General features: G+C 67.0%; 19 protein-coding genes. 8 read left to right on the forward strand and 11 right to left on the reverse strand.

What is annotated here, in order from left to right; translation table 11 throughout:
• Positions 1-10: 10 nt before the first annotated feature.
• Positions 11-466 (reverse strand): Lrp/AsnC family transcriptional regulator, encoded by a 456-nt coding sequence (locus JF52_RS0107790; RefSeq protein WP_033105687.1) that lies wholly within the window; start codon positions 464-466, stop codon positions 11-13.
• Between the two features lie 119 nt (positions 467-585).
• On the opposite strand from JF52_RS0107790, the gene JF52_RS0107795 reads away from it, so the two are divergent.
• A complete protein-coding gene (locus JF52_RS0107795) occupies positions 586-1200 on the forward strand; it encodes a LysE family translocator (RefSeq protein WP_033105688.1) in 615 nt (204 codons plus the stop codon).
• A 101-nt stretch (positions 1201-1301) separates the two neighbouring features.
• Here the strand turns inward: JF52_RS0107795 and JF52_RS0107800 are convergent, their stop codons facing one another.
• Both JF52_RS0107800 and JF52_RS0107805 read right to left on the reverse strand, forming a co-directional pair.
• On the reverse strand, positions 1302-1772 hold the full coding sequence (locus tag JF52_RS0107800) for an acyl-CoA thioesterase (RefSeq protein ID WP_084595687.1): 471 nt from the start codon (positions 1770-1772) through the stop codon (positions 1302-1304).
• Positions 1773-1830: 58 nt separating this feature from the next.
• Entirely contained in the window at positions 1831-2706 is an 876-nt protein-coding gene (locus JF52_RS0107805) for a helix-turn-helix transcriptional regulator (RefSeq protein ID WP_033105689.1), read from the reverse strand.
• Positions 2707-2806: 100 nt separating this feature from the next.
• Between JF52_RS0107805 and JF52_RS0107810 the strand changes: the two genes are divergently transcribed.
• The 5 genes from JF52_RS0107810 (at position 2807) to JF52_RS0107830 (ending at position 7970) form a co-directional block, all read left to right on the forward strand.
• Positions 2807-4312, forward strand: coding sequence for an MFS transporter (locus JF52_RS0107810; protein ID WP_084595689.1), 1506 nt, complete (start codon positions 2807-2809; stop codon positions 4310-4312).
• A gap of 2 nt (positions 4313-4314) precedes the next feature.
• The gene (locus JF52_RS0107815; protein ID WP_200880998.1) at positions 4315-5187 is read left to right on the forward strand and encodes an aldo/keto reductase; all 873 of its coding nucleotides are present in this window, start codon (positions 4315-4317) and stop codon (positions 5185-5187) included.
• Positions 5188-5729: 542 nt separating this feature from the next.
• Entirely contained in the window at positions 5730-6488 is a 759-nt protein-coding gene (locus JF52_RS0107820) for an SDR family oxidoreductase (RefSeq protein ID WP_200880969.1), read from the forward strand.
• A 36-nt stretch (positions 6489-6524) separates the two neighbouring features.
• The gene (locus JF52_RS0107825) at positions 6525-7544 is read left to right on the forward strand and encodes a zinc-dependent alcohol dehydrogenase family protein (RefSeq protein ID WP_033105691.1); all 1020 of its coding nucleotides are present in this window, start codon (positions 6525-6527) and stop codon (positions 7542-7544) included.
• Between the two features lie 24 nt (positions 7545-7568).
• Positions 7569-7970, forward strand: coding sequence for a (R)-mandelonitrile lyase (locus JF52_RS0107830; protein WP_033105692.1), 402 nt, complete (start codon positions 7569-7571; stop codon positions 7968-7970).
• Positions 7971-7973: 3 nt separating this feature from the next.
• On the opposite strand, the gene JF52_RS0107835 is transcribed toward JF52_RS0107830, so the two are convergent.
• Complete coding sequence (locus tag JF52_RS0107835) at positions 7974-8945, reverse strand: acetylxylan esterase (RefSeq protein ID WP_033105693.1); 972 nt, start codon at positions 8943-8945, stop codon at positions 7974-7976.
• 217 nt (positions 8946-9162) lie between these two features.
• Between JF52_RS0107835 and JF52_RS0107840 the strand changes: the two genes are divergently transcribed.
• Together JF52_RS0107840 and JF52_RS0107845 are read left to right on the forward strand one after the other, a co-directional pair.
• Positions 9163-10587 (forward strand): coiled-coil domain-containing protein, encoded by a 1425-nt coding sequence (locus JF52_RS0107840; RefSeq protein WP_327036962.1) that lies wholly within the window; start codon positions 9163-9165, stop codon positions 10585-10587.
• Between the two features lie 235 nt (positions 10588-10822).
• Positions 10823-11665, forward strand: a complete 843-nt coding sequence (locus JF52_RS0107845; protein ID WP_033105694.1) for a sulfurtransferase — start codon at positions 10823-10825, stop codon at positions 11663-11665.
• A 39-nt stretch (positions 11666-11704) separates the two neighbouring features.
• Here the strand turns inward: JF52_RS0107845 and JF52_RS0107850 are convergent, their stop codons facing one another.
• From JF52_RS0107850 to JF52_RS0107880, 7 genes are all read right to left on the reverse strand, one after another.
• Complete coding sequence (locus tag JF52_RS0107850; protein WP_033105695.1) at positions 11705-13183, reverse strand: HNH endonuclease signature motif containing protein; 1479 nt, start codon at positions 13181-13183, stop codon at positions 11705-11707.
• 99 nt (positions 13184-13282) lie between these two features.
• A complete protein-coding gene (locus JF52_RS0107855; RefSeq protein ID WP_200880970.1) occupies positions 13283-14221 on the reverse strand; it encodes a carbohydrate ABC transporter permease in 939 nt (312 codons plus the stop codon).
• The gene (locus tag JF52_RS0107860; protein WP_084595693.1) at positions 14211-15185 is read right to left on the reverse strand and encodes a carbohydrate ABC transporter permease; all 975 of its coding nucleotides are present in this window, start codon (positions 15183-15185) and stop codon (positions 14211-14213) included. Before JF52_RS0107860 ends, JF52_RS0107855 begins: the two co-directional genes overlap by 11 nt.
• Before the next feature lie 6 nt (positions 15186-15191).
• A complete protein-coding gene (locus JF52_RS0107865) occupies positions 15192-16499 on the reverse strand; it encodes an ABC transporter substrate-binding protein (protein WP_052166838.1) in 1308 nt (435 codons plus the stop codon).
• Positions 16500-16547: 48 nt separating this feature from the next.
• On the reverse strand, positions 16548-18158 hold the full coding sequence (locus JF52_RS0107870; protein ID WP_033106469.1) for an FAD-dependent oxidoreductase: 1611 nt from the start codon (positions 18156-18158) through the stop codon (positions 16548-16550).
• Complete coding sequence (locus JF52_RS16900; protein ID WP_160175046.1) at positions 18155-19300, reverse strand: LacI family DNA-binding transcriptional regulator; 1146 nt, start codon at positions 19298-19300, stop codon at positions 18155-18157. The genes JF52_RS0107870 and JF52_RS16900 overlap by 4 nt, the downstream gene beginning before the upstream one ends.
• A gap of 197 nt (positions 19301-19497) precedes the next feature.
• On the reverse strand, positions 19498-20400 hold the full coding sequence (locus JF52_RS0107880; RefSeq protein WP_084595695.1) for a hypothetical protein: 903 nt from the start codon (positions 20398-20400) through the stop codon (positions 19498-19500).
• Positions 20401-20489 lie beyond the last annotated feature (89 nt).

Below are 20489 nucleotides of genomic sequence, written 5' to 3' on the forward strand. Positions count from 1 at the left end.
CCGCAGAAGGTCAGCCCAAAGGCAGCGCTCTGTCATCGATCACCTTGCGCATCACGAGCGTCGAGCTCAGTCGGTGCACGCCCGGCAGCGCGCTGAGCTGCTCGTCATACAACCGTTGAAAGTGTGCCAGATCGGTGGCGACAACCCGGAGCAGATAGTCCGGGTCGCCGAACAGGCGCTGGGCGAGGGTGATGTGGGGGATCTCGGTGACGGCGTCCTCGAACAGGGCGATCGAGTCGCGGGTCGCCTCCCGCATCGTGACGAAGACGAGCGTCTCGAAGCCGAGTCCGAGCGACGCGGGGTCGAGTGTGGCGCGGTATCCGGTGATGACTCCTGAACGCTCGAGTTCGCGCAGTCGTCGATGACACGGCGAGACGCTGAGCTGCACACGTTCGGCGAGTTCGGTGATGGTCAACCGGCCATCACTCTGCAGCTCAGCAAGAATCTTCCGGTCAATCGCATCCATGGTGAATAGTCTTGCTCACAATCGCCGTATTCAAGTGAGGAATGCAAACACATTCGGGTTGATTCAACCTAGAGTTTCCACGCGACAGACGAAAGTCGCGAGGAGATGGAGGGTCCCGGATGGCCGCGACGGCGATCATGGCGTTCTGGGGAGTGTCGATGCTCTTCGTGATCACACCGGGTGCGGATTGGGCATACGCGATCTCCGCGGGTCTTCGCCGGCGCCCGGTTCCGGCGGTGCTCGGGATGGTGTCGGGGCATGCTGCAGCGACCATCATCGTCGCTGCAGGCATCGGTGCGCTGGTCGCGCGCCTCCCGCTCGCACTCGCGATCCTCACTATCGCCGGTGCCCTGTACCTCGTGTGGCTCGGTGTGTCCACACTGCGTCAGCCCGCGATCGTCCGTGAGGGCACTCAACTGGTGGAGGCCTCCCCGGGGCGATGGGCGTTGAAGGGGTTCGGAATCAGCGGGCTCAACCCGAAGGTGTTCCTCCTTTTCCTCGCCATCCTTCCGCAGTTCACCCAGGCGACGTCGGCGTGGCCCCTCTCGTTGCAGATCGTGGTGCTCGGCGCTGTCCACACCGCCTCGTGCGCCGCCGTGTACTTCGCCGTCGCGTTCGGCGCGAACGCCGTCCTGGCATCCCGTCCGAGCGCGGCGCGGGTCGTCAGCCAGATCTCGGGAGTCGCCATGATCGGTATCGGCGTCTTCCTGTTCGTCGAGCAGTTGCTGCCGTAGTCGACGCCGTACGATCCGAACATGACCGCCTACTTCGAGCGCGGATCTCGGTGCAGAGCGTGACCGTCCGTCCGCGTTGACCCTGGCGCCGGGTGCGCGGATCAGGCGGAGGGGAGCCTGATGGTTCCGGTGCCGGGGTGCTCGTGCGGCATGCGGTCGCGATCGTAGGTGATGTTCGAGTAGCCATGCGGCACGGGGTGCCCGTCCTCGCCGAGGCTGACGAAGACGATCTTCTCGATCGTGAGGATGCGCTTGCGCGTGATCATGTTGCGCACCACTGCGCGCATCGTGAGAGAGGTGCGACCGAAATGCGTCGCGGTCAGGCCCATCTCGATGAGATCTCCCTGCAGGGCGGATGCCTCGAAGTTGATCTCCGAGATGAGCTTGGTCACCACACGGTAATTGCCGAGCTGCACGATCGCGTAGATCGCGGCCTCCTCGTCGATCCACTTCAGCAGGCTGCCGCCGAACAGCGACCCGTTCGCGTTCAGATCCTCCGGACGCACCCACTTGCGGGTGTGGAAGTTGATGCCGTCGTCAGAGGGGTTCCAGCCGGATGCGTGCTTCGCCATTGTTCAAGCGTAGAAGGCCGATGATTCCGGAATGTTTCGAGGTCGGGGCTCGTGCGCTTCACGCCTCTGGGTGCACCGGCACCTCTGCCGCGGCATCCGTCGCCGCCCAGCTGGCGAGCAGCTTCAGTTTCTCTTCCGACGGCGTCCCCGGCTCTGCGGTGTACGTCGACAGCTGCAGTCCAGGGTCTGCCGGCAGTTCGAATGCTTCGTAGGTCAGCTCGAACTCACCGAACGTCGGGTGATTGATCCGCTTCACCCCGGTGCGGTGGTACTTCACGTTGTGTGCCGCCCAGAGAACGCGGAACCGCTCGCTTCGTGTCGACAGTTCGCCGACCAGATCGGTGAGCCTCTTGTCGTAGGGGTTGCGGCCTGCTTCGCCGCGCATCGTCGCGACGAGGTCCTGGGTGTTGCGCTCCCAGTCGGGGTAGAAGTCCTGCGCCGCGGGATTCAGGAAGGCGAAGCGCGCGCTGTTGGGCTCGTGCTCGGCGAACAGCGGTGCGTACAGTGCGCGGCCGAGCGCGTTCGCGCCGAGATAGTCGAAATAGTTGTTGCGCACGAGCGCGGGCGCGCCGGTCATCGCGTCGAGCAGACGCTGGATGCTGGGGCGCAGACCGTCCGCCTTCTTGCGGGGTTTGCGCACCACCGGCGACGCGTTCGCCGTGCGGGCGAGATCGAACAGGTGGGCCGTCTCGGCATCGTCGAGCTGCAGTGCTCTGGCGAGCGCATCGAGCACGCTGTCGGATGCTCCGGAGAGATCGCCCCGCTCGAGCCGGGTGTAGTAGTCGACGCTGACTCCTGCGAGCATCGCGACCTCTTCACGGCGGAGACCCGGCACGCGGCGGTTGCCGCCGTATGCGGGCAGTCCTGCCAGGTCGGGGGTGATGCGTGCGCGCCTCGTGGAGAGGAACTCGCGCACTTCGCTGCGGGTGTCCATGCTCCGAAGGTACGCCGCCTCGCCGCGATGAGGGAGGCACTGGCAGTACCGGGAACACGCGCCACTGCCTGGAATGTGCGGGCGCGAGTGGAATGGATCCATGACCAGAACGCGGAACCCCGGCACGAGGAACCCCGGCACGAACAACCCCGGCACGAACAACCCCGGCTCGAGGAACACTGCAGCGATCCTGACGATCATCCTCGTCAGCTACTTCATGATCCTGCTCGACAACTCGGTGATCTTCACCGCGCTGCCCTCCCTGGCGGTCGACCTCGGTCTCGCACCCGCGGAGCTCGCGTGGGTGCAGGACGCCTACACGCTCGTCTTCGGCGGGCTTCTGCTGCTCGGCGCCAGGGCCGGCGACATCCTCGGTCGCCGTCGGGTCTTCGTCTTCGGTCTGGCCGTCTTCTCGATCGCATCCCTGCTGATCGCCCTCGCCCCGACGGCATGGATGCTCATCGCCGCGCGCGCACTGCAGGGCGTGGGCGCCGCGATCGTCGCTCCCTCGGCGCTGTCGCTGCTCACCGCGAGCTTCGAGGGGGCGGCACGTGACAGGGCGGTCGCCTGGTATGCCGCCACTGCCGGGATCGGCGCAAGCCTCGGGATGCTGGTCGGCGGTGCCGCCGCGACACTGCTGAGTTGGCGCGCTGGATTCTGGATCAACGTGCCCATCGGCATCGCGATGATCGTGCTCGCCCCGCGGTTCCTGCCCGAGACTCCGACATCTCCGGGTCGTTTCGATGCCACCGGCGCCATCACCTCCACACTCGGCATCGGTGCGCTGGTGTTCGCTCTGCTGCACGGCACTGACGCCGGCTGGGGCGACCCGCTCACGCTCGCGTCGTTCGCTGCGGCGACAGCGCTCCTCCTCGTCTTCGTTCTCGCCGAATCGCGCGCCGCCCAGCCGATCATGCCACTGCGCCTCTTCAGCAGCCGCATCCGCACCGGCGCCTATCTCGTGCGCCTGACCTACCTCGGCGCGATGATCGGGTTCTTCTTCTTCACGACCCAGTTCCTCCAGGGCGTACTGGGATTCACCGCGCTGCAGGCAGGGCTGGCATTCCTGCCGATGACGGTGGTGAACTTCGTCGTCGCGATGGCGATCCCGCGGCTCGTCGCGCGGGTCGGCAACACCTGGCCGCTGGTCGTCGGCGTCGCGCTGACACTGGCAGGGATGCTGTGGCTCAGTCGCCTCGCGCCCGACAGTGCCTACGTCACCGGCGTCGCGCTTCCCATGCTCCTCATCGGCGCCGGGCAGGGTCTCGCGTTCGCCCCGATGACCACGTTCGGCATATCCGGCGCGACGACGGCGGATGCCGGTGCGGCCTCCGGCGTCGTCAACACCTTCCATCAGGTGGGGATGTCTCTCGGCCTCGGCGTACTCGTCGCGGTGGCCGCGGCATCCGACGTCCAGGGCGAGGCCACGGAGACGGCACTGACCGGCGAGGTTTCGGCGGCGCTCACGGCCGCCGCCGTCCTGCTCGGCGTCGCGGTGATCCTCGTCCTGGCCCTGATCGTCCCGTCGAGACCCCGTATTCCCGTTGTGGGAGGCACTGTCAGCACCTCCCTTTCCACCCGACCCACCCGCACACTGGAAGCATGACCATGAATCTCACCCTGAACAACGGCGTCGCCATGCCGGCCCTCGGCTTCGGCGTCTTCCAGGCCGCACCCGAAGAGACCGTCGCCGCTGTGAGCTCGGCTCTCGAGACCGGATACCGCCTTATCGACACCGCAGCCGCCTACGGCAACGAGCGAGAGGTCGGCGAGGCGATCCGCATCTCCGGCATCCCACGCGACGAGATCTTCATCGAGACCAAGGTCTGGATCAGCGACTACGGATACGACGAGACCCTGCACGCCTTCGAGAAGTCGACCGGCAAGCTCGGCGTCGACCAGCTCGACCTGCTGATCCTGCACCAGGCGCTGCCGTCGCGCTTCGACCTGACCGCCGGTGCCTACAAGGCGCTCGAGACACTGCTCGCCGACGGCCGTGTCCGCGCCATCGGGGTCAGCAACTTCATGGTCGATCACCTGCAGCGGCTTGCCGCAGAGACGAGCATCGTCCCGGCGATCAATCAGATCGAGGTGCACCCCTACTTCCAGCAGCGCGCGGTGCAGGCTGCGGATGCGGCGGCGGGAACCATCACGCAGGCGTGGTCGCCGATCGGCGGCATCACGGCGTACCGCCCGAACGGGGCATCCGCCTTCGACGACGAGACGCTGAAGGCGATCGCCGCGTCGTATGGAAAGTCCCCGGCGCAGGTGATGCTGCGCTGGCACCTGCAGCAGGGTCGCTCGGCGCTGCCGAAGTCGGTGCGCCCCGCGCGTATCGCCGAGAACTTCGATGTCTTCGACTTCGAGCTCACGGCGGAGCAGCTCTCGTCCATCGATGCGCTCGATACCGATGTGCGTCGCGGACCTGAGCCCGCAGACATCACGCTCGAGAGCTTCGGACGGGAGATCCCGGAAGCATGACCCGCACGGCGGGCGACACTCCGGGGTCGTATTCACAGATGTCGGGCGGATTCGCCCGAATGCGCCGACAGATGTGTTCCTGGCCCCCGGAGTGTCGGCGACCGTCGGCGCCGTGATCCTCGGTGCAGGGCTCGCGGGCTGCTCTGCCGCTCCGGACGACGGGGCAGCAACCGCGACGCCGGCCCCGACATCCACGGCAACCGAGGCCCCAGCGACGGATGGTACACCGGCAATGGATTACACGGACGGCACCTACGAGGCGACCGGGTGGTACGGGTCGCTGCCGTCGCATCAGGACGTCACTCTCACTCTCGAGGCTGATGTGGTCATGGATGTCAGTCTCACCACACCGGCCGAGGATTCGACGTCGCTCGGACACCAGCAGCGCTTCGCCGAAGCGATCGATGCAGAGATCCTCGGCGTCGATATCGACAGCATCGCAATAGACCGGCTCGCAGGGGCCAGCGGATGCTCGGAGGGCTTCATGAGCGCCCTCGCCGAGATCAAGACCGCAGCCGCACCTGAGACAACCAAGGGGAACCATGACCACTCTGAACATCCTCCTCGTCGGCGGAACCGGAAGCATCGGCCGGCACGTCGCCCGCGTCGCACAGGCGGCTGGCCACAGCATCCGCATCCTCAGCCGCCGTGTCGGCGGCGAGAACACCGTCGTCGGCGACCTCACCGACCCGTCCACTCTCGTCGATGCCGCCCGCGACATCGACGCCGTCGTCTTCACGCAGGGCACGCATGGCGACGAGGCGGGCTACCGCGCCGTCGACTACGGCGGTGTGCGCGGCATCCTCGAGGCCATCGGTGACCGACCGGTGCGCATCGCGCAGATGACCGCGATCGGAGTGACCGGCCGCGACGGCGCATTCAATCGCTCGAACAAAGCGCACGACTGGAAGCGGCGGGCCGAGCGGCTCGTGCGCGCAAGCGGGCATCCGTACACGATCGTCCGCCCGGCATGGTTCGACTACAACGCCGACGACCAGCACGAACTGCACTTCCTTCAGGGCGACACTCGTCATGCGGAGAGCCCCGCGGACGGCGTGATCGCCCGATCACAGATCGCCGAGGTGCTGGTGGCCGCCTTGACGTCGGATGCCGCCGTCGGCAAGACCTTGGAACTCGTGGCAGAGCGCGGTCCGGCGCAGACCGACCTCGACCCGTTGTTCGCCGCGCTCGCTTCGGATGTGGAGCTGGATGGGGCGAAGGATGCCGACAACATGCCAGTCGACTCGGAGCCGGCCGACACCATCGCCGACCTCGAGCGGATCCGCGCCCTGCGGGGCTGAGTAAGACCAAGACCTGACCGTAAGAAGGAGAACCACATGCGTGGAGTAGTCATGTACGGGCCCGGCGATGTCCGGGTGGAAGAGCGGGAGAGGCCGACCATCGCCCGGCCGACGGATGCCGTCATCAAGATCGCAGCGACCTGCATCTGCGGGTCCGACCTCTGGCCGTACCGCGGCACCGACGCGGTGCACGAGGCCCCGATGGGCCACGAGTACGTCGGCGTCGTGGAAGAGATCGGCGCGGACGTCAACACGATCAAGGTCGGCGACTTCGTCGTCGGATCCTTCATGGCATCCGACAACACCTGCGAGATCTGCCGGGCCGGATACCAGTCCCGCTGCGTGCACGTCGTGCCGATGGGGCAGTACGGAACGCAGGCGGAGTACAGCCTCGTCCCGCACGCCGACGGCACGCTCGTCGCGACCCCTGGACAGCCGGACGCCGACCTGATCCCGGCGCTGCTCGCTGCATCCGACGTGCTCGGCACCGGCTGGTTCGCCGCCGTCGTCGCGGAGGTCGGACCGGGCAAGACCGTCGCAGTCGTCGGTGACGGAGCCGTCGGGCTCCTCGGCATCCTGGCCGCGAAGGAGCTCGGCGCAGAGCGGATCATCGCGATGAGCCGGCACGCCGACCGTCAGGCGCTGGCGCGGAAGTTCGGCGCGACCGACATCGTCGAAGAGCGTGGAGACGAGGGCGTGGCGAAGATCAAGGAGCTCACGAACGGGCTCGGCGCGCACTCCGTGATCGAGGCGGTCGGCACTCAGGAGTCGATGATGCAGGCGATCCGCTCGACTCGCGCCGGCGGACACGTCGGCTATGTCGGCGTCTCGCACGACGTGGCGCTACCAGGCCAGGAGCTGTTCTTCTCCGGCGTGCACCTGCATGGCGGACCCGCACCGGTGCGTCGCTTCCTTCCCGAGCTCATCCAGCTCATCTGGGAGCGGAAGATCACACCCGGCGACGTGTTCGATCTGACGTTGCCGCTCGAAGACGCAGCCGAGGGGTACAAGGCGATGGATGAGCGTCGCGCCACCAAGGTGCTGCTGACGGTCTGATTGACGAACGCCGAGAGGAGACCCATGAACATCGAACCCCGCATCCCGACCGTCAAGAACCCACCGGAGCAGTTCACCGGCGACGTCTGGTTCGACCCGATCATCGTTCCGCACGATGCTGATCAACGGATGTCCGGCGGACTGGTGCGCTTCGCGCCCGGTGCTCGGACAGCGTGGCACTCGCATGCGCGCGGACAGTATCTTCGGGTGACCGAGGGTGTCGCGCTCTGCGGCACCCGGGACGGCACCGTCGTGCAAGCCACGCCGGGTCAGACCATCTACACCCCACCGGGTGAAGAGCACTGGCACGGTGCGACAGGGGACTGCTTCATGCAGCACCTCGCGCTGCTCGAGGGAGCCGACGATCCGGCCGAGACGACGACCTGGCTCGAGCACGTCACCGACGAGGAGTATCGGCGCCGCTAGTTCTCAGCCGGCGAGCTGCTCAGCGAGGAACGCGGCCTGGTTCTGCCACTGCAGACCCAGCCCGCCCTCGTGCTCGTTGAACGCGTACTCGGTGATGTCGGCGACTCCGCCCCAGCTGTTGCGTGCGGCGAAGACCGTCGAGGGCGGGCAGACCGGATCCATCAGGGCGACGGAGAACAGGGCGGGTGCCGTGGCTCTGCGCGCGAAGTTCACGCCGTCGAAGTACGACAGGGTCTCGAACACGCGCTCTTCGGTGCCGCGGTGGATCGAGAGGTACCGGACGATCTCGTTGTACGGGTCGCGTCCGGTCAGGCCGACTGCGCGCTCGAACTGGCAGAGGAACGGCACGTCGGGCATCGCGGCGATCAGGCCGGTGGAGAGTCCGGCGGCGGCGATCGCGATGCCTCCGCCCTGGCTTCCGCCGCACACGGCCACGCGCGCAGCGTCGACCCGGTCGAGGGAGCGGATGGCGTCGATCGCGAGCACGGCGTCGGTGTAGACGCGGCGGTAGTAGTAGCTGCTCGGATCCTCGATCCCTCGAGTCATGAAGCCCGGCGCCGCCGGGCCTGAGCCGTGCGGGTCTGCCGTGATCCCGCCGGTTCCCCACGCGCTGCCCTGGCCGCGGGTGTCCATGAAGAAGTGCGCATAGCCGGATGACGCCCACCCCAGGCGCTCGTGCGGCAGGCCGCGGCCTCCGCCGTAGCCGTTGAACTCCACGACCGCTGGCAACGGCTCATCGGTGTCTGCGGGCAGCAGCAGCCATCCGCCCACCGGATCGCCGCCGAAGCCGCTGAAGGTCACGTCGTACACCTCCACCGACTGCAGCGGGGAATCGATGCGGCGAAGCTGGATGGGCTGCGCGGCCGCGCGGGATTCCTCGAGGGTCTGCTCCCAGAAGTCGTCGAAGTCCGCGGGCTCCGCGACATCGGGTCGATAGGAGCGGAGCTCCTCCAGCGGCAGATCGAAACGCGGCATCGCGGCATCCTTCTTCTCGGGGTAGGCGGCAGTTTATCGGCGCGGATGGGGGAGGCGGCGACGCCGCACCCGCCTCGGCGCGCTCATACGGATCTCCCGGTTCCCTAGAGGTGGGGAACTCATTAGGCTGAGTACCGAGTTCGCAGCTCGATCCTCCCCCCATTTCTGCTAGCCGTCGCCTTCCCCCACTGACGCTGCGCGTCGCGAGGGTCGTTCGGTGAGCACCTCCAGAAAGGCACTCCCTGTGAGCAACTCCGCCGAGAACAACGTCGACGAGCACGGGGCCGATTTCTTCGACCAGCTGGCGCAGGGTCAGAGTCGCGAACAGGGCAGTTTTACGATCGGTTTCCGTGGATACGACCGCGGTGAGGTGGATGCCGCGCTGGCGGGCCTGCGGATGCAGGTGCAGCGGGCGGATGCCGAGCTCGCTGAGGCCCGCGCGGGGGTGAGCCGCGACGTCGAGTCCGCTCGTTCGCAGCTCGAGTCGGAGCTCGCCGAGCGTGAGGCACGCATCGCGGAGCTCGAGGCGCAGAACGACGACCGCATCGCGGCGCTGGAGGCAGATCTCGCCGCCGCCCGCGCGCAGGCCGATGACGCCGAGCAGCAGGTCGCCACGCTCACCAACGAGCTCGTGGACGCCCCGAAGACGGGTGCGGACACCGAGGGTTCACGCCTGCAGTTCGAGGCCGTGCTGCGCGTCGCCGAGGAGCAGGCATCCGTCCTGATCCAGAATGCCGCAGTGCAGGCCGAGCGTCTGCTCGAAGCCGCGCGGGAAGAGGCGGAGTCGCGCCGCGTCGAGCTCGCCGCAGAAGTGGACCGCATCACCGCGCAGGCGCAGCACGACGCAGATCAGGTGCGCCTTCGGATCGACACCGAGTACACCGCGCACGAGGCGACCATCCAGCGCGAGGCAGCGCACGCCGCAGAGAAGGTCATCCAGGCCGAGCAGGAGGCTGCGACCGTCCGCACCGAGGCCGAGAAGGGCTCGGCGGCGCTGCGCTCGATGGTCACGCGTGAGACCAGCCAGCAGCGGGCGGATGCCGAGCGCGAGGTGCGTGAGATGAACGCACGCGTGCTGGAGTTCGAGGAGACCCTGACCCGTCGGCAGGACGACGCGCAACAGGAGTTCCTGCTGCTGCACAACCAGGCCGTCGCCCACGCCGAGCGCATCACGACCGACGCGAACGAGCAGGTCGCAGCATCCCTCGAGCACTCCAAGCGCATCTCCGCGAAGGCCGACGACTACGAGCGTCTGATGCGTTCGCAGGCTCAGGCGATCGAGGCCGACGCCCAGGTGCGCGCCCGCGAGACCCTCGAGCGTGCACGCGTGAAGGCGCAGAAGATCGTCAGCACGGTCACGGGTCACACCACCGAGGTGCTGCGTGACGCCGAGGACCGCACGCGTCAGCTCCGCTGGCAGCAGCAGCAGCTGAACAGCTTCATGGCCGAGGTGCGCGAGCTCATCCGCCCCGACGGCGTGCTCGGTTCGGATGCCGCGGATGACGACACCGAAGACGCTGACGACGTCGACGTGCTCGAGGAGGGCGACGAGGTCATCGAGCTCGCGCCCGAGGGCGAGGGCGACGACGACTTCGACGAGGACGACGACCTCGACGAGGACGAGAACGACGCCAAGGCCTGACTCGTCCCGAGGCTGAACTCTCTGGCACCCGTCGCACCCGTCGCACCGTCGCGCCCAGCGCGTCAAAGGAGGAAAGTGTCGGTTGCCTCGATCGGGGCCGACACTTTCCTCCTTTCACCGCGTTCCGCAGGGCCCGATCAGCGGCTCCTCGCCGGCAGGTCCGAGTCCCCACTGGAACGTGCCTGTGAGTGGACCAGTGCCGCTCGACGACCTCGGGCCGCCGTAGCCTGGAACCATGTCTCATCTGGTGAGTGTGAACGAGCTGGCCGACCTGATGCGCGACGGCGCCGTGCGCGTGATCGACGTGCGTTGGCGTCTGAGCGTTCCTGGCGGGAGCGTGCAGCCGGAGGGTGTGCAGGAGTACCTGAGGGGCCACATCCCCGGAGCGGTGTTCGTCGATCTCGAGAGCGAGCTCACCCGGCACGGCCGGCCTGACGAGGGGCGGCATCCGCTGCCGTCGACCTCGCAGGTGCAGGATGCTACGCGCCGATGGGGGGTGAACGACGGTGACGTGGTCGTCGCGTACGACGATGCGGGCGGCCTTCCTGCGGCACGCGCGTGGTGGCTGCTGCGTCAAGGCGGCGTCGATGTGCGGGTGCTCGATGGCGGATGGCAGGCCTGGAAGGATGCCGGCGGAGACACAGAGACGGGCGATGTGACCCCCGAACCGGGCACGGCGACCCTCGCGGATGTCTCGCGCGACAGCCTCACGATCGACGAAGCGGCTGAGGTCCCAGCATCCGGTGTGCTGCTCGACGTGCGCGCGCCGGAGCGCTTCCGCGGCGAGACCGAGCCGCTCGATCCGATCGCCGGGCACATCCCGGGTGCCGTGAACCTGCCGACCGGCAGGCACGTCGCGAGTGACGGAACACTGCTCGACCTGAAGACGCTCAAGAAGAATTTCGCGGATGCCGGCATCGGCGATGGCACGCCGGTCGCCGCCTATTGCGGCTCGGGTATCACCGCAGCACACACCGCGCTTGTGCTCGCCGAAGCGGGCATCGACGCGAAGATCTTCCACGGCTCCTGGAGCCAGTGGTCGAACACGCCTGGTCGCCCGGTAGCCACAGGGGAGTAGCCGCGTGGTCGAGCACTCGCTGACTGCAGTCCGCCTAAGTCAGGTGGTGGCAGATCTTCGACCGCGTTGATGTGCGCGTCGGCGGCTATCAGCGGGTGATCCGCTTCTACCCGCCCGTCGCCAGACCTGATCCGGATCCCACCACCGCGGTCCGCGCACCTCAGGGACTCCGTCACGCATGCGGATCCGCCACTCCGACAGGTGCAGGTTCCGGTGATGCCACCAGCACAGCAGCACGCCGTTATCGGTATGCGTCGGTCCACCGTCGGCATGTTCTTGGACGTGATGGACCTCGCACCAGGTGGCGGGGATCGTGCAGCCGGGGATGATGCATCCGCCGTCGCGCAGCGTGATCGCCCGTCGCTGGAGGGCGTTGAAGATGCGGGCCGAGGTTCCGATCGACACAATACGGCCGTTGTCATCGAACAGCACTCGCTGAATGCCGCCGGCGCAACCGGTCTGTGCTGCCACGCGCGCGGGGATGAGTGCGCCAGTGTTCAGCACCTGCGCCCAGCCGTTGCCGGTCGCATAGTCGGCGGCGTCGACGGAGACGACCAGCGTCGGCGCCGCGCCGCCCAAGGTAGGCATCTGGTCGGAGCGTGCGGCGACATTCAGGATCGCCGCGAATGCATCGTGCTGCTTCTGCGTACGAGTGCGCTCGTCTGTGCGCGCGAGCTCTTCGTCGGGCAACTCGCCGGATGGTACGAAGTGCACTCCCGACGCGTCCTCCGGTGCCTCCACACGCGGGTTCAGCTGCGCATCGAGCAGCAGCTGCAACTGCCCCGCGACCTCAGGCAGCAGTTCGCCGCGTACAGGCACTGTGCCCTCGCGCACCTTCCCGATCGAGAGACCGCGCTTGCGTGCCGCACGCTGGTCCTCGGGTTCTGCGCCGTCCTGATCGAGGTACGCCACCAGTGCCTGAGACAACAGACCGAGCTCTTCCGGCGTGGGAAGAGGGCCGGCGGTGACGGCATCAGAATCGGAATCGGTCACCGAGTCGATCCCGCGGGCAAACGCTCCGAGCTGTCTGTCGGCCTCCAGCAGTTCTGCCTCGAGGATTCGCGGTCCGGACTGCTCCAGCGGCGCGATCGCTGCCACCAGGCCCGCGACGCCGAGGTCGCCCGAGACCATCGCCTCGCGCAACTGCGGGTATTTCCCCGGAAGGAAGCAGCCCTCGGTGATGCTGCGCTCTCGACGCATCCACCGCGCAGCGCGCACCAGGCGTCGTGCCGCGTGATTGTCACACAAGGTCAGCATCCGCAGTAGATCGGTCGGACTGGAACATCCGTAGGTGAGCGTGATCCGATCGTCGTGCATAGGTGCCGATCGCTCGACCACTGTCACTGTCGATTCGACCTGCATGCCCTCGATCCGGCGCTGCATCCGCCCGCAGGCCACCAGCAACTCGGCGAGATCGGCGTTCGAAAGATCGGGGATGATCTCAGCATCGAAGGCGCCGCGCACCACGGCGTCGAGGGACTCCTCGAGACCTTTCAGCTGCTCCACGACCTTGTGCATACCTCCATTGAACACCCGACCTCAGACATTTGAACGATATTCATCAGGTTGTGGATAAGAAAGTGGGGAACATATATACGAGTATCGCAATGGGACCGTTCACCCCTTCAGCCCGCTGTGCGCCAAGCCCTGGACGAACTGCTTCTGCGCGAACAGGAACACCAGCAGCACGGGCACGACGGTCAACGTCGTTGCGGCGAGCTGTACATTCCACATCGGCCCGCCGTACGCATCGACGTACTGCGTGAGCGCCTGCGGCAGCGTGAACATGTCCTTGCTCGAGAGGTACACGATCGGCTCGAGGTAGAGGTTCCACGACTTCAGGAACGTGAAGATCGCGACCGCAGCCAGAGCCGGGCGCGACAGGGGGAACGCGATCCGCCAGAAGATCCCCCACCGACCGAGGCCGTCCATGCGTCCGGCTTCCTCCAACTCGGTCGGGAGCCCGAGGAAGAACTGACGCATGATGAAGATCGACAGCACGGCGGGTGCGCCGAAGATCGGGATCACGATGAGCGGCCAGTGCGTGTTGATCAGACCCAGGCCGTTCACGAATCGGAACAACGGCACGATCGTCACCTCGCTGGGAACCAGCAGTCCGACCAGCACCACCAGGAACAGTGCGTTCGCGCCGGGGAAGCGGATCCGCGCGAACGCGTATCCGGCCATCGCCGCGACCAGCAGAGTCCCGACGGTTACAATCACCGCGATGTAGAGACTGTTCCAGTACTGCTGTGCGAACGGCTGCAGACGGAACACCTCGCCGTACGCGTCGAAGCTCGGATTCTCCGGCCACAGCGTCGGCACCTTGCGCAGGATCTCGCTCATCGGCTTCAGGCTCGATGTCGCCATCCACCAGGTCGGGAAGATGAACGGGATGCTGATGATCGCGAGCAGTACGACGAGCCCGATCGAGACCCACCGACGCTTGGCGCGCGAACTGCCGGCACGCATGCGGCGCGGCGGGATGGCCGATCCGGTCACGACGGTCGTCGTGTCGATCGGGTCGACGTCGGCCGGGGGAGCGTCAGGTCTCATTGAAGACCCACCTCTTTCGTGTCTGCCACTGGATGAGTGTGAGCACCAGAACGATCATGAACAGCAGCACGGAGATGCCGCTCGCGTAGCCGAAGTCGTTGAAGCGGAACGCCTGCTGGTACAGGTAGTACACGAGCACGGTCGTGGAGTTTCCCGGTCCGCCGCCGGTGAGTACGGCGATCTGGGCGAAGACCTCGAGCGAGCCGACGATCGTCAGGATGGAGACGAGCAGGATCGTCGGGCTGATCATCGGTAGCGTGATCGAGCGGAACCGGCGCCACGCGCCTGCGCCGTCGATGCGGGCCGCGTCCATGATCTCCTCCGGTACGCCCTGGAGCGCGGCGAGGAACAGGATCATATTCATGCCGACGTTCTTGAACACCTGCACGATGATCACGGACACCATTGCCGTGAAGTCGTTGCGCAGCCAGTTCGGTCCGTCGACGCCGACGAGCGAGAGGAATCCGTTGATACCGCCGTCCGCCTGCAGCAGGAAGCTCCAGACGATGGTCCATGCCACCAGCGACACGACCACCGGTGAGAAGAAGAAGGTGCGGAACGTGGTGGTCCCGGGCAGCTTCTGATTGAGTAGCACGGCGAGGAACAGTGCGAGCGTGATGTTCAGCACGACCAGGCCGATCGAGAACCACAGGCTCGCGAGCAGCGAATCATGCAGACCCTGATCGCTCAGCATCCGCTCGTAGTTCTCCGTTCCGGAGAACACGAACGTGTTCGCCAGGACGTTCCAGTCGTGCAGCGAGAACCAGAACACGGCGACGAGCGGTGCGATCACGAAGGCGAGCGCCCCGAGCACGGCCGGGGCGACCATCGTGTAACCGACGATCCAGTCGCCGCGGGTGGCGGCCGAGCGGCGCCGGCGCACACCCGCGGGGCGGGGAGAACGCTCTGTGCGTCCCCTCCGCTCCGTGGTCTCGGCCGCGCCGCTGGCGGCGGTGGTGGTCATGCGGTATCAGCCCTCCAGCAGTGGTGAGATGGCGCCGCAGGTGTCTTCGAGAACGGCCTCGACATCGGCATCCGCCGTCCACAGCGCGTCGAGCTCAGCACGCACGGTGTCCTGCAGCTTCGCGAAGTTGGCGTGCGTCGGCTTGGTGACCGCGTCCTGGATGCCGTCGACGACGACCGCCTGCAGCTGCTCTTCGCTGAGCTTCGGGTTGGCGGCGCCCAGCGTCTCGGCGTTGAGGAGCGATTCCCGCGGCGGTGGGAAGTACGTCGCGAGCTTCTCGGCGTTCTCCGGCGCGGTGAAGTACGCGAGGAAGTCGGCCGCGATCGTCGGATGCTTCGCATTCGCGAAGACGCCGATACCGGCCTGGCCGATCACGTTCTGCTGGCCCTCGGGCCCCGCAGGCAGCGGAACGATGTCCCACGCGAATGAGTCGTCGAGAGCGGATGCGCGGCTGATCTGGGTGATCGTCATCGCCGCGTCACCGGCGAAGAAGTCGGCGGTGACTCCGGGCCCAGGCATCGCAGCATCCGTGAAGACCGCGTCGTGGATCCACGTCATGGCGTCGACCATCTCCGGATCGGTGAACGTGCACTGCGTGCCGTCCTCGCTCCATGGCGCCGCATCCCATCCGTTCCATACCGAGGCGAGCACCTCCCAGGCCTTGTAGTCGAAGTCGCGGACGACGAGACCCTGCTTCCCCGAAGCAGCCGCTGCCGCGGCCGCCATGTCGCGCGCGGAGTCGAAGGTCCAGTCTCCGGATGCGACGAGGTCAGCCGGGTTCGGCTGACCTGCTGCGGCGAGCTGGTCGGTGTTCACGAACATCGCGAACGGGCTGTTCGAGAACGGATAGGCGAAGAGCCCGTCATCCTTCTGCCAGAGCGCGAGCGACGAGTCCAGCAGGTCGTCGTACTCGTAACCCTCGGCCTCCTGCAGCGTCGGCGCGATGTCGACCAGCGCACCGCTCTGCACGAACTCCGGTGCATAGCTCTCGAGGATCCAGCCCAGATCGGGCGCGTTACCGCCGGCGAGCTGCGTGGTCAGGGTCGTCGTGTACGCGTCGAACGGGATGGGCTCGAACGTCACGCCCGACACCAGCTCGGGGTTCTCGGCGACGTACGCGTCGGCGATCTCCTGGAACAGCGCGAGCTGTGTCTCATCGGCCGTCCAGACCGTCATGCGCAGTTCGACCGGTTCGTCCGGCGTCTCGGTCTCGGGGGTTCCTCCGCCGCTGCATCCGGCGAGGGTGAGGGCGGCGGCTGCGATGCCGGCGCCGACCGCGAGGTGTGCACGTCTACGTGATTGCGGGTGACTCATGTGTCTCTTCATTCTGTGAATCGTGGTGTTCGGGTGGGTTGTCGCATCTCAGTACGCGTGGACGCGGCCCTCTGGCCAGTGCCGCTCGACCCCCGTGGCGTCGAGTTCGCCCTGATACGCCTCGCGCTGCGCGGTGTCGGAGTGCACGGTGTGCGGGGTGGTGCTGTTCGCGACGCAGAACGCGGCAAGATGCCCGGCGGCCTCGCCGATGTTCCACTCCACCGGGTGCAGCCGGTAGCAGCCGTTCGTGATGTGCGTCGTGCCGATGTTCTTGTTGGCTGCGAGCAGGTTGGTCACGCGTCGGGGAATGAGGGCGCCCAGCGGGATCTCGAACGGCGTGGATGCCACATCGATGTATGTGTCGCCGCCCGTGGACGGGTGCAGGTCGATCCGGTACATGCCGACCCCGACCGACTCTTCGTAGCGGGTCGCGCCCTCGTCGCCCCGGATCGCGTAGGAGACGTCGTTCTCGGTGATCGTCGTGAGCGCGCGGATGCGGCGGGATTCGCGGTGATACGGAGCCTGGGCCAGGCCGTCGGAGGAGCCCATCACGTCGGGGCGCAGCCTCAGCCCGGGGAAGCCGGTGCCGCCGTCCGCCCGGGGAGCCTCGGTCTGCATCCAGTACAACATCGACAGGCTCAGCTGCCTCGCGTCTTCGTAGCGCTCGAGTTCGGTCTCGCGCGGGACGTCGAGCACATGATCGAGGAAGTAGTCGATACTCGGCCAGTTGACCAATGAGATGTCGCTCTCGTAGAACCCTGGCGCGAATAGGTCGCGCGCGGCGATGCGACGGAAGAACCACAGATTCTGATCGCCGGCGTTCTTCGACTGGTCGGCGTCGACGCCGAGGGCATCATCGCCCGGGTTCGGGCTGAAGGCGCGGGTGTCTGTCTCGAGCGTGCGGGGGTTGGGCGCCGTCCACGACAGGAGCGGATGGCCTTGCCAAGCGGACGGCGTGTAGTCGCGCCAGAAATCGTAGCGCTCGGGGCGCTCGATCGTGTGGTCGCCCTCCACATGCTCGACGGCGAAGCAGACGCTGAGAGCCTGCACGTTGTCGGGCTGGGCGATCTCGGGAGCGCTGGGCTCTCCAGTCTCGGCCCTGGACTCGAACCCAGTCACGTACTCGGTGCCGGTGAGCGGCAGAAGCTCACCCGTCTCGGTCGCATCGACCACGTAGGAGGCGTATATCGTCACGTCGTCCTCCCCGATCTCGGACGTGAGCGTGACGGAGGTCACCCGGTTGCCATCGGTCGTCGCGGCGATGGGGCGGCGGCGCTCCAGCAGTGCGATCCGGCCGGCAGAGCGGTGTGGCGCGAGCATCTGCTCCAGCACACCGACGGCGATGCGCGGCTCATGGCACAGCTTCGACACCCAGCCGGCGCCGGGGTTGAGGTCGGCGCGATCGCGGGCTCCGTCGATCAGCGGATAGCGCCGCCGGTAGACGTCGCGGATGCCGTCGCGCAATGCGCGGTAGCGGGCGGTGATGCCGAACTCCTCGACCCAGGGGTGCTCGTCCGGCGGCACCGCCTGAGAGGTCAGCTGGCCACCGATCCACGGGAACTCCTCGGCCAGGATCACGTGCGACCCGCGGTCGGCGGCGGCAAGGGCGGCGGCGACGCCTCCCAATCCTGCTCCGACGATGAGGATGTCGGTGGTCAGTTCACGCGTGGTCGCTGAAGGTCCCTTCGGGGGTCGCGGCCGGAGCCGTGTCGGTGGAAGTCGTGAGCGCCTGCGCCCGATCGTCGACGTCGCGTGCAGGCGCCAGCGAATCGCCGTCGATATCGGGGCAATCGAGGATCTGGTGAAGGTCGTCGTCGTCGAGATCGGTCGCGGCGGGAGTGCGTCCGGTGGCGGCCTCGCGTTCGACGATCCGGGAGAGGAGCACGAGGGCGCGGGCGCCCATCTCCTCTCGCGGAACAGTGAACCCCGACCAGCGCCGCGCCGCCAGGGTGGATCGGCTGCCCGAGAAGCAGCATCGACACATCGCGGGGCACCTGCAAGCCGCGCGCCTCCAGCGCGAGTGCGAGTTCGTCCGGTGTGTTCTCTGGTGCGACGAGGATCGCGGTGAGCCGACGCTCCGCGATCTCCTCCGCTCCGACGGGCACATCGTGCACGTCGACGAAGCGCAATGGCAGACCATGTGCTCTCATCGCCTGCCGGTAGCCTTCCACTCGGTCGAGCGTCGATTGGTCCGCGCCCTGCGGTCCGGCGTAACCGATGCGCCGGTGACCGGCTGCGATCAGGCGTTCGACCTGCCGCGCCGTCGCAGCGATGTAGTCGGCGCCGACGTACGGGAGCATCCGTCCCTCGCTGACGCGCTTGCCGACGAACACGAACGGGTAGTTCGTGTCGAGGAGATGCTGCAGTTCCCCCTGATCTTCGTGCTGTCCGAGGAGCAGACAGCCGTCGGCGATTCCGAGCCGTTGCCATCCGTCGCGTGACAGTCGACGCTTTCCGTCCACGACGCGGGCAGATGTGAACAGGAGAATGTCGACGCCGACCTGCTCAGCGGCATGCTCGATGCCGACCAGGAAGGGGCCGTAGAAGTCGCGGCCGCCGCGGGGGAACGTCGTCTCGTAGGTGAAGACGCCGAGGATCTGATTCCGTCCACCTGCGAGGCTCTGCGCGACCGGGTTCGCGGAGTAGCCCGTGATCCGGATGGCGTCGAGTACGCGCTTGCGGGTCTCCTCGGAGATTCGGACGCCGACAGGGGCGTTCCCGTTCAGGACGAAGCTCACGGTCGACTGGCTGACACCGGCCATCGCGGCGACGTCGGCCTGGGTGAAGCGGTGACGCGGCATCGATCCTCCTCGATCTGCTGGATTCCTGTCGAACGCATGGGACTCACGACTGGCAGGTGACGAGACAGAAGTCTGACTGTGGAGCGCGCACCGGTCAATCAGATAATGCGCATTATTAGTTGGACGACATGAGTCAGCGCCGTCACAGCGCGTGAGCGCAAATCCGTATTATCCGGATGCCGCCGGCCGGATCGCGATCACTCGCGCGCGCCGAAACCCCAGCGCAGCACGAGCATCCCCGGTCCCCAGGCCTGACGGACCTGATGGATGGTCGTGGCGCCGTCGAGGAAGAGCGGGGTCACGATCGCCTGCGTCGGCGTCTCCTCGACCTCTTCGATCCAGTCGGGCAGCGCGTCGGGGTGAAACCTGGTCCACAGAACCAGTTCACGGGCGCGACGTGCGACGCCGTGGCCCGTCTCGGCGTTCGGCGGATACTCGGGCGGAAACTCCAGCTTCCATTCCAGCATCGTCGTCTGCGCCGGGCCCAACGGCCGTTCGAGTTCGAACATCGCCCCATGCACCTCGCCGCTGGGGTGCGAGTGGACTCGTGAGATGCGACCGCCCGCGACGACGCTGAAGATCGGAGCAGGTGTGCGAACTCCGGGCGTGAGGTCGAGGTAGGGCACGTTGGTGATCGTGCCGGCGGTGCTCTGCAGCAGCGTGCGGGTGGTGCGCGAGATCACGAATCCGTCGGCGCCCACCTCTGTCACGGCCGTGGTGGAGACATCGCGTCCCGGGTCCATGACCGGAGCGCCCAGTGCGATGAACGTCTCGGCGGTCGCACTCTCGAGCAGCGCGGCCGCAAGCGGATACTGCGGCGTGCCGATGGGGCCGACGCGCTGGCTCGGACCGACGAGCCGGCGCAGCGATCCGGCATCCATGTGCAGCAGCGACTCGATCTCATCGACGGCCGCGAGCGACTGCGGGCCTTCCGGACGCCTGGCTCCGGAGCGCCAATAGCTCAAGGTGGCTGCGGAGACAGGATTGCCGCTGGCGGTCAACCGCTCCCGCAACCGTGCGAGAGTGATGCCTCGCGCGGTGATCGCGTCTCGCAGAGCCGTCGCGAAATCAATCGTGCCTGTTGAATCTTCTTCGTACATCACAGACCTCCCCCAGGTATGTGAAGAAGCACTCGGTACCTTGAGCTTAGGACCAGTCGCAGACACTCCGGGCCCGGGGCGTCATGTGC

The organism is Microbacterium profundi, assembly GCF_000763375.1.
Lineage (GTDB): Bacteria > Actinomycetota > Actinomycetes > Actinomycetales > Microbacteriaceae > Microbacterium > Microbacterium profundi.